General features: G+C 62.2%; 8 protein-coding genes. 1 reads left to right on the plus strand and 7 read right to left on the minus strand.

What is annotated here, in order from left to right; translation table 11 throughout:
- Window positions 1-2 precede the first annotated feature (2 nt).
- The 7 genes from ureA to urtA all read right to left on the minus strand — a co-directional run bounded on the left by ureA (window position 3) and on the right by urtA (window position 6775).
- Window positions 3-305, minus strand: coding sequence for an urease subunit gamma (ureA, locus tag ACHPFG_RS03830; protein WP_003171437.1), 303 nt, complete (start codon window positions 303-305; stop codon window positions 3-5).
- A 144-nt stretch (window positions 306-449) separates the two neighbouring features.
- Complete coding sequence (locus tag ACHPFG_RS03835; RefSeq protein WP_339451370.1) at window positions 450-1289, minus strand: urease accessory protein UreD; 840 nt, start codon at window positions 1287-1289, stop codon at window positions 450-452.
- Window positions 1290-1322: 33 nt separating this feature from the next.
- Complete coding sequence (urtE, locus tag ACHPFG_RS03840; RefSeq protein ID WP_027607728.1) at window positions 1323-2021, minus strand: urea ABC transporter ATP-binding subunit UrtE; 699 nt, start codon at window positions 2019-2021, stop codon at window positions 1323-1325.
- Between the two features lie 12 nt (window positions 2022-2033).
- A complete protein-coding gene (gene urtD, locus ACHPFG_RS03845; protein ID WP_172681489.1) occupies window positions 2034-2867 on the minus strand; it encodes an urea ABC transporter ATP-binding protein UrtD in 834 nt (277 codons plus the stop codon).
- Complete coding sequence (gene urtC / locus ACHPFG_RS03850) at window positions 2864-3931, minus strand: urea ABC transporter permease subunit UrtC (protein ID WP_131696731.1); 1068 nt, start codon at window positions 3929-3931, stop codon at window positions 2864-2866. Before urtC ends, urtD begins: the two co-directional genes overlap by 4 nt.
- On the minus strand, window positions 3931-5433 hold the full coding sequence (urtB, locus tag ACHPFG_RS03855) for an urea ABC transporter permease subunit UrtB (protein ID WP_431701644.1): 1503 nt from the start codon (window positions 5431-5433) through the stop codon (window positions 3931-3933). The genes urtC and urtB overlap by 1 nt, the downstream gene beginning before the upstream one ends.
- A gap of 76 nt (window positions 5434-5509) precedes the next feature.
- A complete protein-coding gene (gene urtA / locus ACHPFG_RS03860; RefSeq protein ID WP_259244687.1) occupies window positions 5510-6775 on the minus strand; it encodes an urea ABC transporter substrate-binding protein in 1266 nt (421 codons plus the stop codon).
- Window positions 6776-7094: 319 nt separating this feature from the next.
- Between urtA and ACHPFG_RS03865 the strand changes: the two genes are divergently transcribed.
- Window positions 7095-14957 (plus strand): DUF4329 domain-containing protein, encoded by a 7863-nt coding sequence (locus ACHPFG_RS03865; RefSeq protein WP_431701645.1) that lies wholly within the window; start codon window positions 7095-7097, stop codon window positions 14955-14957.
- The last annotated feature ends 81 nt before the right edge of the window (window positions 14958-15038 follow it).

Below are 15038 nucleotides of genomic sequence, written 5' to 3' on the forward strand. Positions count from 1 at the left end.
CCTCACGCGATGGGTTGGTGGACAGTCACCAGTTTGGTGCCGTCGGGGAAGGTGGCTTCCACCTGGATATCCGGGATCATTTCCGGGATGCCTTCCATCACCTGTTCACGGCTGAGCAGGGTGGTGCCGTAGTGCATCAGGTCGGCCACGGTGCGGCCATCGCGGGCGCCTTCCATCAAGGCGGCGGAGATATAGGCGATGGTTTCCGGGTAGTTGAGCTTCACACCGCGCGCCAGGCGCCGTTCGGCTACTAAGCCGGCGGTGAAGATCAGCAGTTTGTCTTTTTCCCGTGGGGTCAGGTCCATGGTTCAAGGTCCTTCAAACATCATTCATAAAAACACCGCAGATCCCCTGTGGGAGGGGGCTGCCCCCGATAGGGCCGTGTCAGGCAATACATCTGTCACTGATCCACCGCTATCGGGAGCAAGCCCCCTCCCACATGTTGATCTTCATGTGCTCCAGATTCGTGGTGCGACCGCCTCTCGCCCAAACATGGCGGGGCGTAACAATTTCCATAAATCAATCAACCATCCCCGCGCCAGCAGCGCTTCGCTGGCCAGGCAGCGGGCGACCAGCAAGCCGGGCAGTTGGGTCAGGTCGCCGCGCACGGCGTGGGGCAGGGCGCGGCAGTGTTCGAGTAATTCAGGTTCTATATCGCCGGTCACCAGCAGTGTGGCGAACACCGGTTGGCCGTCCAGGCCGATGGGCGAGTCGAGCAGACCGTCGGCGCCCACAATGCGCTGGCGCTCGTGCCAGAGCAACTGGCCGTCGCGGCGGATATCCAGGTGCGATTGAAAGTGCCCCAGGTCGAAACGCTCGCCACTGGCCGGCCGCCCCAGGGCGATCACGTCCCAGTAGAACAACCGGGCATCGCCGTGCAGGTCGATGCGGGTGCTGAGTTCGGCCTGGGCGGCGCTGAACACGATGGTCTCCTGGGGCAGCCATTCCAGGGTCGCGCCGGTTTCCACGGTCAGGTCCAACTGCTGAAACGCCGGGCCGCTGGCGCGATACCACTTGGCTGCGCCGGGGCTGGTCAACTGGGCCCAGGCGCCCTCGGCGACATGGGCGCGGATGTCCAGGCGATCACCGCCGGCAATCCCGCCAGGTGGGTGCACGATGATGTGCTGGCACACCTCGGGACCTTCGGCGTACAGGTGCTTTTGCACCCGCAGCGGGCCGAGATGGCGGCGCATCACCGGGCGCGTGGTGTCGCCGAAACGCGCATAGCCGAGTTCCAGCTCGGCGTGCCAGCTGGGCGTGAACAGGGCAGGGGAAACGGGCAGGTTCATGGTTTCTTGTGCTTATCGTCAGGACGCTACAGGTTAGATGGTAACCAAGCCGCGCACACCCTCGCTTTCCATATTTTCACCGCGGCCCTGCTGCACGATTTCACCGCGCGACATCACCAGGTACTGGTCGGCCAACTCGGCAGCAAAGTCGTAGAACTGCTCCACCAACAGGATCGCCATGTCGCCACGCGCCGCGAGTTTCTTGATCACTGCGCCGATCTCCTTGATTACCGACGGCTGGATGCCTTCGGTGGGCTCATCGAGGATCAACAGGCGCGGGCGGCTGGCCAGGGCGCGGCCGATGGCCAACTGTTGCTGCTGGCCGCCGGACAAATCGCCACCGCGCCGGTGCTTCATTTGCAGCAAAACCGGGAACAGTTCATAGATAAACGCCGGCACTTCCTTGGCTTCGGAGCCGGGAAAACGCGACAGCCCCATCAGCAGGTTTTCTTCCACCGTCAGGCGCCCGAAAATCTCCCGGCCCTGGGGCACATAGGCGATCCCTGCGTGCACCCGCTGGTGTGGCTTGAAGCCGGTGATGGCCTTGCCTTCCCAATTCACCGCGCCTTCTTTGGCCGGCAGCAGGCCCATCAGGCATTTGAGCAGGGTGGTCTTGCCCACGCCGTTACGGCCGAGCAGGCAGGTGACTTCGCCGATCTTCACGTCGAAGGACAGCCCACGCAAGATGTGGCTACCGCCGTAGTACTGGTGCAGCTTGTCGACTTGCAGCATGTTCAGTTCTCCTTAGCGACCGAGATACACCTCGATCACCCGCTCATTTTCCTGCACCTGTTCCAGCGACCCTTCGGCCAGCACGCTGCCCTGGTGCAACACGGTCACGTGGTCGGCAATCGAGCCGACAAAACCCATGTCGTGTTCCACCACCATCAACGAATGCTTGCCCGCCAGGCGCTTGAACAGTTCGGCGGTGAATTCGGTTTCGGCGTCGGTCATGCCCGCCACCGGTTCGTCCAGCAGCAACAGTTGCGGGTCTTGCATCAGCAGCATGCCGATTTCCAGGAACTGCTTTTGCCCGTGTGAGAGCAGCCCGGCGGGCCGATGCACCGAAGCGGTGAGGCGGATGGTGTCGAGCACTTCATCGATACGATCCTTTTGCTCACCGCTCAGGCGTGCACGCAGGCTGGCCCACACCGACTTGTCGGTCTTCTGCGCCAGCTCCAGGTTTTCGAACACGCTCAGGGCTTCGAACACCGTGGGTTTCTGGAACTTGCGGCCGATGCCGGCCTGGGCGATCTGCACTTCGCTCATGCTGGTCAAGTCGAGGGTTTCGCCAAACCAGGCCTTGCCGTGGCTGGGCCGGGTCTTGCCGGTGATCACGTCCATCAGCGTGGTCTTGCCCGCGCCGTTGGGGCCGATGATGCAGCGCAATTCGCCGACGCCGATGTACAGGTTCAAGTCGTTGAGCGCCTTGAAACCGTCGAAGCTGACGCTGATGTCTTCGAGGGTCAGGATGGTGCCGTGGCGGGTGTTCAGGCCGGTGCCTGCGGCCTGGCCAATGCCGATCGCATCACGGCCGCTGCCTGCATCAAAAATAGGTTCGAGCATGACGTTCCTCATTTCTTCAACAGCCCGATAACGCCCTTGGGCAGGTACAGGGTGACGATGATGAACAGCGCCCCGAGGAAGAACAGCCAGTACTCCGGGAAGGCCACGGTGAACCAGCTCTTCATGCCATTGACCACGCCCGCGCCGAGCAACGGCCCGATCAGCGTGCCACGCCCGCCCAGGGCCACCCATACGGCGGCTTCGATGGAGTTGGTCGGCGACATTTCACTCGGGTTGATGATGCCCACTTGCGGCACGTACAACGCACCTGCCAAGCCGCATAACACCGCGCTCAACACCCACACGAATAGCTTGAAGCCGCGCGGGTCGTAGCCGCAGAACATCAGGCGGTTCTCGGCATCGCGCAGAGCGGTCAGCACCCGGCCGAACTTGCTCTGGGCCAGGCGCCAGCCGATGTACAGGCTCGCCACCAGCAACCCCACTGTTGCCACGAACAGCACGGCACGCGTGCCTGGTTCGGTAATGCCAAAGCCGAGGATGCTGCGGAAGTTGGTGAAGCCGTTGTTGCCACCGAACCCGGTCTCGTTGCGAAAGAACAACAGCATCCCGGCAAAGGTCAGCGCCTGGGTCATGATCGAGAAATACACGCCCTTGATCCGCGAGCGGAACGCGAAGAAGCCGAACACCAGCGCCAGCACGCCCGGCGCCAATACCACCAGGCACAACGCCCAGAGGAAGTGCTCGGTGCCGACCCAATACCAGGGCAATTCGGTCCACGACAAAAAGGTCATGAACGCCGGCAGCTCATCGCCAGAGGCCTGGCGCATCAGGTACATGCCCATGGCATAACCGCCGAGGGCAAAGAACAGGCCGTGGCCCAGGGACAGCATCCCCGCATAACCCCACACCAGGTCCAAGGCCAGGGCGACGATGGCGTAGCAAAGGATCTTGCCCACCAATGTCAGGGTGTAGGCCGATACATGCAGCGGGTTGTCCGGTGACAGCAGCGAACACAACGGCAGGGCCAGCAGCAGGAGCAGCACCACCGCGCCGACTGCAATCGTCACCTTGGGGCCGGCCTTTTGTGCGGCCGTAAGCATCAGTGGCTGGTTCATCAGTCGATCACCCGTCCTTTCAGTGCGAAGAGTCCCTGCGGGCGTTTCTGGATAAACAGAATGATCAGCGCGAGGATCAGGATCTTGCCGAGCACGGCACCGATCTGTGGTTCCAGGATCTTGTTGGCGATACCCAGGCCAAACGCCGCCATGACGCTACCGGCCAACTGGCCGACACCGCCGAGCACCACCACCAGGAACGAGTCGATGATGTAGCTCTGGCCCAGGTCCGGACCGACGTTGCCGATCTGGCTCAGCGCCACCCCGCCAAGCCCGGCGATGCCGGAGCCCAGGCCAAACGCGAGCATGTCCACACGCCCGGTGGGCACGCCGCAGCAGGCGGCCATGTTGCGGTTCTGGGTGACGGCGCGCACGTTGAGCCCCAGGCGGGTCTTGTTCAGCAGCAGCCAGGTCAGCACCACCACAAACAGCGCGAAAGCGATGATCACGATGCGGTTGTACGGCAGCACCAGGTTGGGCAGCACCTGAATGCCGCCCGACAGCCACTGCGGGTTGGCCACCTCGACGTTCTGCGCACCAAACACCAGGCGCACCAGTTGGATCAGCATCAGGCTGATGCCCCAGGTGGCGAGCAGGGTTTCCAATGGCCGGCCGTACAGGTGACGAATCACCGTGCGCTCCAGGGCCATGCCGATCGCGGCGGTGACGAAAAACGCCACCGGCAGCGCGATCAGCGGGTAGAACTCGATGGCCGCAGGCACGTAGCGCTGCATCAGCAGTTGCACCACATAGGTGGAGTAGGCGCCGAGCATCAGCATCTCGCCGTGGGCCATGTTGATCACACCGAGCAGGCCGAAGGTGATCGCCAGGCCCAGGGCCGCCAGCAGCAGGATCGATCCCAGGGACATGCCGCTGAAGGCCTGGCCGAGGATTTCACCCATCATCAGTTTGCGTTTGACCTGGGCCAGGCTGGTCTCGGCGGCGGTGTGCACGGCGGCGTCGGTTTCCACACCGGGCGCCAGCAGCGCTTCGAGGCGGGTGCGGGCCAGCGGGTCGCCGGTACTGCCGAGCAGGCGCACCGCAGCGAGGCGCACCACCGGGTCGGTGTCCACCAGTTGCAGGTTGGCCAGGGCCAGGCTGAGGGCGGTGTGCACGTCCTCGTTGGTTTCGGCGGCGACCTGCTGGTCGAGGAATTTGAGTTGCGCAGGTTGCGCGCTTTTTTGCAGGGTTTGCGCAGCGGCCAGGCGCACCTTGGGGTCGGCGGCGAGCAGTTGCTGGCTGGCTTGTACGTTATCGATCAGGCCACGCAGGCGGTTGTTCAGGCGCACGGTCTTGGTTTCACCGTTGAGCGTGAGCTGGCCTTGTTGCAGGGCGTCCACCAACTCGATGCGCGCCGGGTCGGGCTGGGCGGCCCAGTCCTGGAGCAGCTTGGCTTGTTGTGTCGGGTTGGCGGCCAGGAAGTCTTCGGCGTCGCCGGCATGTACCGCCAAAGGCAGCAATAGCAGCAATGCCAGGAGATAGCGATTGAGGGCAGCGGGCATAAACAAATGTCCTAGTCATGCGCGGACAGTGTGGGAGGGGGCAAGCCCCCTCCCACAGTTGACCTGTGGTCGGGCTTTAGTTGCTCTTCACCGCATAGTCCGGCTTCTTGTCATTGCCCGGAATGTAAGGGCTCCACGGCTGCGCCCGGATCGGTTCCTGGGTCTGCCACACCACCGAGAACTGCCCATCGGACTGGATCTCGCCGATCATCACCGGCTTGTGCAGGTGGTGGTTGGTCTTGTCCATGGTCAACGTGAAGCCCGACGGCGCGGCGAAGGTCTGGCCGGCCAGCGCTTCACGCACTTTGTCGACGTCGGTGGACTTGGCTTTTTCCGCCGCCTGCGCCCACATGTGGATGCCCACGTAGGTGGCTTCCATCGGGTCGTTGGTCACGGCTTTGTCCGCGCCCGGCAGGTTGTGTTTCTTGGCATAGGCTTTCCAGTCGGCGACGAACTTGGTGTTCACCGGGTTCTCCACCGACTGGAAGTAGTTCCAGGCCGCCAGGTTGCCCACCAGCGGCTTGGTGTCGATGCCGCGCAGTTCTTCTTCGCCCACGGAGAAGGCCACCACCGGTACGTCGGTCGCCTTCAAACCCTGGTTGGCCAGCTCTTTGTAGAACGGCACGTTGGAGTCGCCGTTCACGGTGGAAATCACCGCTGTCTTGCCGCCAGCGGAGAACTTCTTGATGTTGGCAACAATGGTCTGGTAATCGGCGTGGCCGAATGGGGTGTAGACCTCTTCGATATCTTTATCCGCTACGCCTTTGGAGTGCAGGAACGAGCGCAGGATCTTGTTGGTGGTGCGCGGGTACACATAGTCGGTGCCGAGCAGGAAGAAACGCTTGGCGCTGCCGCCTTCTTCGCTCATCAGGTATTCCACCGCCGGGATCGCCTGCTGGTTCGGCGCCGCACCGGTGTAGAACACGTTCGGCGACATCTCTTCGCCTTCGTATTGCACCGGGTAGAACAGCAGGCCGTTGAGTTCTTCGAACACCGGCAATACCGATTTGCGCGACACCGAGGTCCAGCAGCCAAACACCACGGCGACCTTGTCCTGGGTCAGCAACTGCCGGCCTTTTTCCGCGAACAACGGCCAGTTCGACGCCGGGTCCACCACGACCGGCTCAAGCATCTTGCCATTCACCCCGCCCTTGGCGTTGATCTCGTCGATGGTCATCAGCGCCATGTCTTTGAGGGACGTTTCGGAGATGGCCATGGTGCCGGACAGCGAGTGCAGGATGCCGACCTTGATGGTCTCGGCGGCCTGCACGGTCCAGGTCATGCCCATGGCGACAATGGAGGCGGACAGGGTGAAAGCCTTGATCAAGCTGCGACGCTTCATGGTGCGGTCTCCGTAAACGTTTAGTTTTTTTTGATAGGCCGATGTGAACGCTGAACAGGTACTAGCAAAGGCTGTGCCCGATGGCGAAATGCCCGATTTTACTGGAGAAAAAGCCCGGCAGCGGTTGTGCGCGCACCAATAGCGGGCAGGCACGCATAGGCGGTGCAGGCGGTGCGCCTAAAGAGTGCTGTGCCCCCAAAAAACTGGATAACTATGCAGTGCCCTCGCTGTGGTCCAAGCGAGGACGCTGTTGGGTGGCTGGCGTTCTGCAAGCCCGGTGCGGGTGAGCACCGACAATGAGCGTGATCAAGGAAGTGTCATGGAAGAGTATTTACCCAGAGAAAAACGAGCGGCCGCCTCGGCGGTGAGAGGCATTCAGTACAAGCTCAGTCCTGCATTTATCAGTGCCGACGATGCCGCGCGTTATGTGCACGCGCGCATCGGCAACAAGCGCGACAAGGAATACGGCAGCGTCATTCTCCTGCGCTTGGCGGATAACAAGGTCTTTGCCACCGAGCCGATTCCCGGCAAGGCGGTGACCTTCGATTTTTCATTGCTGCTGGCGCGTGGGGCGCGCAACGAGTTTCTCGCCCCGACGGGTTATAAACTGGTGGGAGGGGTGCACTCCCACCCTGAGCAATTTGCCGATTTGAAGGCGAAGAACCCACGGTTCCGCGACCTTCAGGTGCGTATTTTCAACAATTTTTTTTCTGAGCGGGACGTTGTCTTCAATCACTATGAAGGGCGCGCGTTTGGCGCTGCCTACCTGTCGGGCCCCAATGGTGTACTGCTCAAGTACCTGCCCAGCTTCTCCGAAGCCGAGCGCAGGTTTGTCGATTGGATCGATAACGTCAGCACCGCCGTGCCTGAGGATGGGCACGACGGCTCGCTGGAAGGTTTCATCAAGAAGGTGGCGTCTTTGGGGCGCCTGTCATTGTTGGTCGCCAACGCGGATTGGGGCGGCGTCAGTGGCGTCATCGATCATCTCTGGCAGCCTTACCTGCCCTTGAAGGCAGGGCGTGAGACGATTGCGTGTGGCGGGCTCTACCCTGATGTGACGCGGGCACTGAATGCTGCGCAGGCCCGCATGAGGCGCACGCCCAACGTGCACCAGATGGCAATGGTGCTCAAACATGAGCTGCGTGATGAGTTCGTCGCTACCCAGGCTTTTTCCCTCAGCAGCGCAGCGCAATTGCCGGTCGATAACCAACTGCCGTTGCTCGCGGGCGGGCCGTTGTTGCCGGAGGGCTTTCACCTGCATGGGTTCTTCTATTTGTCGCGGCCGGTGCCGGCGCTGTTCCCCACGGTAGAACCCTGGCTGTACCAGCAGTTCTTCAGCCCCGAGGAGCTGGCAGCCTACATCGCCACATCCCGTCGCTACCTGCATGCGTCGCCGTCTGTGCTGGGTATCTCGTTGTACCTGCGCACCCGGGACAATGCGCTGTTGCGCTACCGGTTCAGTGGCTCGCCGGCGGAAACCCGATTGCTCGGTACTGAGCAGGCAGACCTTCAGCAGGCGTTGACCCCGCGTCAGTTTGTGGCGCGGGTGGCCGAAGCCGGTGAGTTGAGCGTCGAGCAGACCAGCCCGCTGTGGGATGTGGAAGGTGTGGTCGAGAGTGGCTGGGTACCCTATGCAACCTTCCCGTTCAAAAAACCAACGCTGGGCCAATCGTTTTCGTCGGCCGACAAGGCGGCGCGGTTCGCCCATGCGCAGGTGGGCGCGCGGCGTGAGCGTGAATATGGGGCGCTGATACTCAAGCATCCCGACCAGCATTACGTGTTGACCGAACTGCTGGAAACGGGTGCCAACCCTTTTGGGTTCGAGGGTTTCTTTCCCTGGGATACCTACAGCAAACAACTGGCACTGCCCGATGGTTACCAATTGCAGGGCTGGTTCGGCTCACACAGGGCGGTGTCGTCCGCGGACCTCGATAGCGCGTTCAAGATGAGGTGGACTCAGGACGATATCAGCGTCCACGCCCAGAGTTTCTCGGATGTCGAGGCATACCGTGTTCATCAGTTGCAAGTGCCGGGCTATCTCTCGGGCGCTGTGGACAGCCTGGTCGTGCTGGAACCCCAGGCGCCGGACCAGGCCGAGTTCTCCCGTTTTTTTGCGCCGGCGACCCAAGGCAGCCTGATTTCCAGGCAGTTGGCGGACGGTACCTACAAGCCCGCCGATGTCGTACGCAAGCTGGCAGAGGTCAGCCGATTGCGGGTTGTGCTGGGCAATGGGTTATGGGGGGCGGCCGCCGTTGTCGACCGACACTGGAAACCCTTTGCGGCAGTACCGCCGCCCAAATCCCGGCCGGGCGGCGTCGACAGGGTGGTGGCCCTGCCGACCTTGAGTCCGGCGTTTATTTCGCCGGATGACGCGGCGCTCTGGGCCCACCGACGTATCGGGGCGCGACGCGAACGAGAGTACGGCGGGGTGATTCTGCAAAACCCTGGCGGCTATTTTTTCGCCACCGAACCGGTGCATGGCAAAGAGCTTGAGTTCGATGTGCGCGAGGTGTTGAGCACCCATGCCGATGGCAGCTTCTTGTCGATCCCTGGGTATCAGCGGGCTGCGCTCTACCATTCCCACCCGGCGGACCATGACGTGGTAGCGAGCAGCAATCCGAGTTTTTCCCCTCAGCAGGTGAAAGCACACCTGAATTTTTTCTCCACGTGGGACGCCGCCGCCGACATCGTCTGGCAAAAAAACTTCGCGCTTTCGTACGTGTCCGGGCCGGATGACTCACTGATTCGCTATCGACCCAGTGGCACATTTGCGGAAAAACAGTACGCCAAGTGGCTGTTGGGAGAAATTGCCGATGGCCCTTTCGGCAGCGATGGGACGCTGGAGGGTTTCATAAAAAAAATGCAGGTGCTGGGGGAACTGAGTTTTGTCACCGCCAGCGCCCTGTGGGGCGGTTCTCGAGGCGTGGTGCCGGCAAACTGGCAACCCTATCAGGCATTCGAAGACACACCGACGGGTGTGCTGCCTCTGCTGTCTGCCGTATGCACCGCGCCCACCGATGCCATCCAGGCTGCCGTGGAGGGCTTGCCTGCCAGTCAGGACACCTGGCGCATCGGCCTGATCCTCAAGCGTAGTGGCCAGCCGGAATACCTGGCGACCCCAGCGCTGGGCACTCAGCAACCGCGGTTCTCCATGACGGACTTTCTGATGTGGAACCAGGACGGTCGTTATGTACTGCCTGATGGGTTTGTCATCGAAGGGTTTTACTGCGACGCCCCCCCGGCGCGATCCCGGGTACCGGAGGCACAGCCGTGGCTGTATCGCAGCTTTTTCCCGGCGTTGGGGTTGGCGACGGCGGCGCAGCAGGCGCGTCTGATCCCCAGTGAGCAAGTGGCGGAGCAGGGCGTGAGTCTTTATCTACGGGCCCCGGACGACGCGGTGCTTGCGTACCGGTTTTCCTATTCGCAGAAGGAGGCTGGCCTCTATCGCGTCCAAGGCACCACTGTGGACGATCACGGATTTGAAAGCGCGCTGTTGACGGGTGTGCTGACCCCGCAGGCTTACGTCCACAAGGTGGCAATGGCTGGGACGCTGCAGGTGCTCAGTACCAGCCGGATCTGGGACCAGGCCGGGGAGGTGGTGGATAACTGGCGGCCTTTTTCGAACATTCCCGAACCGGAGGTCGGCCCCGCCTTTGCCTTGCCCGATGACGCCGCCTACTGGGCTCACACCAGTATTGGCGAGCGGCGGGACAAGGAGTACGGCGGCGCGATCCTCAAGCGCGATAACCACTATTTCGCCACGGTGCCGGTTGCGGGTGACGAGGTGCGGTTCGACTTCCAGCGCATCCTGGCCACCGATGATCAGGGGCACTTCATCGCCCCGGCTTCTTATGAGTGTCAGGGTCTCTATCATTCCCACCCCGCCGACACCGGCGAGGTGAAGCAGCACAATCCCAGCTTCAACCTGGGCCAGGTGGCGCTGTTCACCAGCTTCTTCTCGAATGCCGATCAGGTGTTTGCCCTGACCCACCGTGATTTCACTCCGGTGCATTATCTGTCCGGGCCTGACGGCTCGTTGCTCAAGTACACCAGCAGTGGTTCGAACGAAGAGCAAGTGTTATTGCGACAGATGACCGGGGCCGAGCCAGTGGTGCCGTTCACGGCATTTGAAGGTGCCGTGTGGAACCTGGCGCAAGCCGGAGACTTGCGGGTGGTGGTCGCCAACAAAGTGTGGGGCGGGATTCGTGGTTGCGTGGTAAAGGGCTGGACGCTGGGCAGCCCGGTCAGCCGTGAGGCCACGGTGCAGGACCAGCCGTTTTTTAGCCCTCAGACCAGCATGGGGCACACCGCTGTGTTGGTCGCCCTGAACAGTCGTGATCTATCGGGGCGTGCCGCCGTGGGGTTTGTACTCAAGCACCGAACGGCCCCGAGTTATATCGCCACGTTGCCGGCGGCTCCGGGCACCACCTTGGGCAGCTTGTTTCCAGTGCGTGAAAACGGCCAGCCGAAGCTGGTATCGAACTACCGCCTGGTGGGGCTCTATTACGCGAACTCGGCCCAGGCACCGCAGAAACTGCCGCCCGAGGACGCGTGGCTGTATAAGCGCTTTGCGTCGCCAGCGCTGCTGGTGGATGTGATGACGCAGTCGCTGGCCACCACAGGTATCCAGATCGCCTCCCTTGGGCTCAAGCTCTACCTGCGAACCGCTGACAATGCCTTGCTGCACTGGCAGGTCCCGAGTGCCGAGTCCGCCCATGAGCTGTTTACCCTCGACGGCCAAACCGTCACCGACAAAGGCAATGAAGCGGCGTTGCTCGACGGCTCGCTGTCCCCCCGGGATTTTGTTCGCCGGGTGGCCCGTGCCGGCGACCTGGTGGTGGTTCAGCGAGGCGGGCTCTGGAGCACGCTGGGGCCGGTGCATGACAGCGAGGCATTACCACTGGGCTCGACTGCAGTGTCACTGAGTGCCGCGTTCCTCACCGCCGATGATGCCGCACGTCATGCCCACGAGAAGATCGGCTTTCGCCGGGGAACCGCCTATGGCGGTTATATCCTCAAGGGCACAACGGGGCGATTTGTGTTCACCGAGCCCATGATCATTCACGGCGATGGATTCGCCGCCGACCTGCTGACACCCATCGTGGGGAATGGGGCACTGGTGCCACCCGCGGGCTACCGGATTCATGCGCGCTATGCCTCCCACGCGGCGCTGTCTGCGGGTGATCGGGAACGCCAGCAGCGATTGAAATGGACGCTGACCGACCTGGAGGTCAACACCACGTTGTTCTCGGATGTGGAGATCCGCTCGGTGATTCAGTCGCGGTTGCCGGCCTATTTGAGCGGTTCGCCCAATAACCTGATCAGCTACACCCCCAGTGGCTCGGACAGGGAGCTGCTGGTACAGAGCAATACCACCCGCGAGCCGGGCAAAAATGGCTATTTCGAGCGGCTGGAGTCGGGCGCGCTCAAGCCGGTGGACATCGTTACCCGGCTGGCCGATGCGGGCAGTCTGCAGGTGCTTGTGCAGAGCCCCCTGTGGGGCCCGCGCGGCAGGGTCTACAACGACTGGACGCCGAACTTCGAGTACGCCGCCGCTGCGCTGCAAACCCCGGCGCTGGGTGCGGTGTTCAGCAGCCAGGACGCGGCCGCGATCAATGCCCATGTTCGCGGGTACGGCAGGAACCTGGATGCCCAAGGGTGTACCGCGTACATCCTCAAGCACCCGCAGGCGGATGAGTACGTGGTCAGCGAACTCTTACCCATGAGTACCAACGGGCGTTGGTTGAGCGATGCTTCCAGGGGGAGTGGCTACCTGGGGGGTGGAAGTTTTGTGCAAAATTTCGTGCTGGTGGGGCTGCTCTATTCACAGCAATGGCAACCCTCGGGATTACCGACCCTGGAGGCCTGGCTGACGCAGTTTTTTGTCACGCCCGAGGTGCTGTTGCGTGCCGAAGAAGATGCCCGGTACCTGCCCCGCGCGTCCACCAACGGTGCGCTGCCGGTCTACCTGTCGACCCTGGATGGTGCCCTGTTGCGTTACCAGCCCCAAGCTTCCACCCTGCTCAAGGCGCCAAGCGCTGACGAGGGCGTGACGATTGAAGGCATGAGCCTGCGCAATGGCGCGTTCGATACGCGCCGGTATATTTCACTGGTCGCCCGCGCCGGTGACCTGCGGGTGCTGTACAGCAGCCAGTGCTGGGACCGACGAGGCGCGGTGAGCCCCGGCACCGAACAATGGCGACCGTATGCCAATTTCATCCGCCGTCGTCTGGGCCCGGCGTTCCACGATCAAGACGACGCGGCACGCCATGCGCGCTCGCTGCTCCAGAGTAACGGGTTGATGGGCGGCTTGATTCTCAAGCGTCCGGATGGTTTGTTCGTGACCACCGAACCCCTGAAAGTGCCTCGGGAAGACTTTGACCCCAAGTGGATTTTCCCTGACGAAGTGGTCAGTACCGGCGGTTTCCCGGGGGGCCATACCATTGTCGCGCGCTACCGCTCGAGCTCGCCTCGCGACCTGCCGTTTGCGCTGGAAGCCCGGCAGGAGAGCCTCTACCGCAACATGCTGTCCACCCGGGTGATTTCTGCGGCCCTCTCGGGCCAGGATGCCAGCCTGGTCCGCGAGTACCTGTTGGGCTCCGATGGTTGTGTACTGAGCTACACCCGCAGCCATACCACCCTGGAAGAACAACTGAAAAAGGACCTGGTGCCGCTGAACCTGATCCGCGGGGACCGCTTGGAAAACCGCATCGAACGTCAGATTCGCACAGGCGAATTGACCCCCGCCGAGTTCGTCACCCGCCTGGGCAATGCCGGTGTATTGCGCGTGGTGGAGGGCAGCCAGGCCTGGGGGATCCCACGCAGGATAACCGGGGCGTTCGTTGCGGTTCAGGTCGAGCCGTTGATGATCAGAAACGCGCTGGCAGACCCGGCGTTCAGTCCGATCTTCACCCAGCAGAAGGATGCGGTGCGTTATGCCCATGAGCACCGCAGGCATGGCGAACACCTGCAATTCGGCTACGTCTTCAAGTCGAAGAAAAACGGGCGCTACATGGCCAGCCTGCCCTTGGTACGCCAGAGCTATCGTGACTTTGGGCAAGTCTTTCCCCATGGCCTGCTCCCCCAGGACTATGGGCTGGAGGGTTTCTATCTGTGTGCCAGCAACGAAACCCTGGCCCCCGTCGGTGATCCGCTGCGCCAGGCGTTCTTCTCTCCTACGGATATCGACACCGGCATCCGCTTCGCCTTGCAGGGGGTGAAGGACAAGCAACTGGCGTTTTACCTGTCGTGCCAGGACGGAGCCTTGCTTCAGTATCAGTACCAGGGCACCGATGCTCAACTGGACAGTTGGGGGCGACTGGTCGAGCTTCGGCAGCAGTTGCGCGATGGCGTGAGGACGGTGCTCAGTTACGTGCATGACCTTATCGCAATCGGCCAGTTGGACACCCTTGTGCCGGGGCGAATCTGGACCACGCGCAATCGTATCGATCAGTTCTGGCAGCCTGGCGTAGCCGAGATCTTTGTCCCACCGTGGGCGGCGGCCTGTGGGCCGGTGTTTTCCCACGGCGATGACGCCGTGCGTGACCTCAAGCGCCGACTGTCGCCCTATCAGAGTCAGCAGTACCTCTCTGCGGTGCTTGCCAATGGCGGGGGGGCTTCGTTCCTGGCCACGTTGCCGGTCGCCGCAGGGCTTGCCGAGTCGCTGATTCTGCGCTTGTTCTACAGCGGGCCCCAGGGTGCGGTCCAACCGGCGGTGCCACCTGCACCCATGCCGGACTTCCCGTCAGGCTACGCTGTTGCAGGCGTTCACCTGTTGTTCAGCAGCATGCCGGTCACGGACAGCCGTGAAGCCAGGGACCAAGCCCTGATCCGCAACTTTGTGGCACCGTCGTCCGTGAGCTATTTCATTCGCGTATTACGGGGCGGCACTCGTCAGCCCGCGGCGCTGTACCTGTCGTGTCTGGGCGGTGGGTTATTGAAGTATCTGCCGAGCTTTTCGCCTCAGGAAAGCCAGGTGTTGGTGGCGGGTCCGAACGTGTATCCCAGCGTTTTTCTGAAGGGCTTGGTCAAGGTCGGGAAGCTGTTTGTCCTGGATAAGGATGATTTCTGGATGAACGAAGGGCAGTTGTCTGAACAACAACTGGAGCGTTCCAATGGCCCGGAAATCGAGGGCCCGGAAGAGGATGAACCGCTGAGCATTCGTGACCGCGATGAGCTGTAAGCGTTAGCGCGTCAGGCCGATAAAGCACAGACCACGGGGCGACAGCGAGAGGGTGCTGTCGCCCCGTGGTGGTCAGTGCGA

This window comes from Pseudomonas sp. BR20, from assembly GCF_050780135.1.
Classification (GTDB): Bacteria; Pseudomonadota; Gammaproteobacteria; order Pseudomonadales; family Pseudomonadaceae; genus Aquipseudomonas.

Coding starts and splice junctions, on each gene's coding strand:
- ureA (WP_003171437.1), bottom strand. CDS start 305: ATGGACCTGACCCCACGGGAAAAAGACAAACTGCTGATCTTCACCGCC.
- ACHPFG_RS03835 (WP_339451370.1), bottom strand. CDS start 1,289: ATGAACCTGCCCGTTTCCCCTGCCCTGTTCACGCCCAGCTGGCACGCC.
- urtE (WP_027607728.1), bottom strand. CDS start 2,021: ATGCTGCAAGTCGACAAGCTGCACCAGTACTACGGCGGTAGCCACATC.
- urtD (WP_172681489.1), bottom strand. CDS start 2,867: ATGAGGAACGTCATGCTCGAACCTATTTTTGATGCAGGCAGCGGCCGT.
- urtC (WP_131696731.1), bottom strand. CDS start 3,931: ATGAACCAGCCACTGATGCTTACGGCCGCACAAAAGGCCGGCCCCAAG.
- urtB (WP_431701644.1), bottom strand. CDS start 5,433: ATGCCCGCTGCCCTCAATCGCTATCTCCTGGCATTGCTGCTATTGCTG.
- urtA (WP_259244687.1), bottom strand. CDS start 6,775: ATGAAGCGTCGCAGCTTGATCAAGGCTTTCACCCTGTCCGCCTCCATT.
- ACHPFG_RS03865 (WP_431701645.1), top strand. CDS start 7,095: ATGGAAGAGTATTTACCCAGAGAAAAACGAGCGGCCGCCTCGGCGGTG.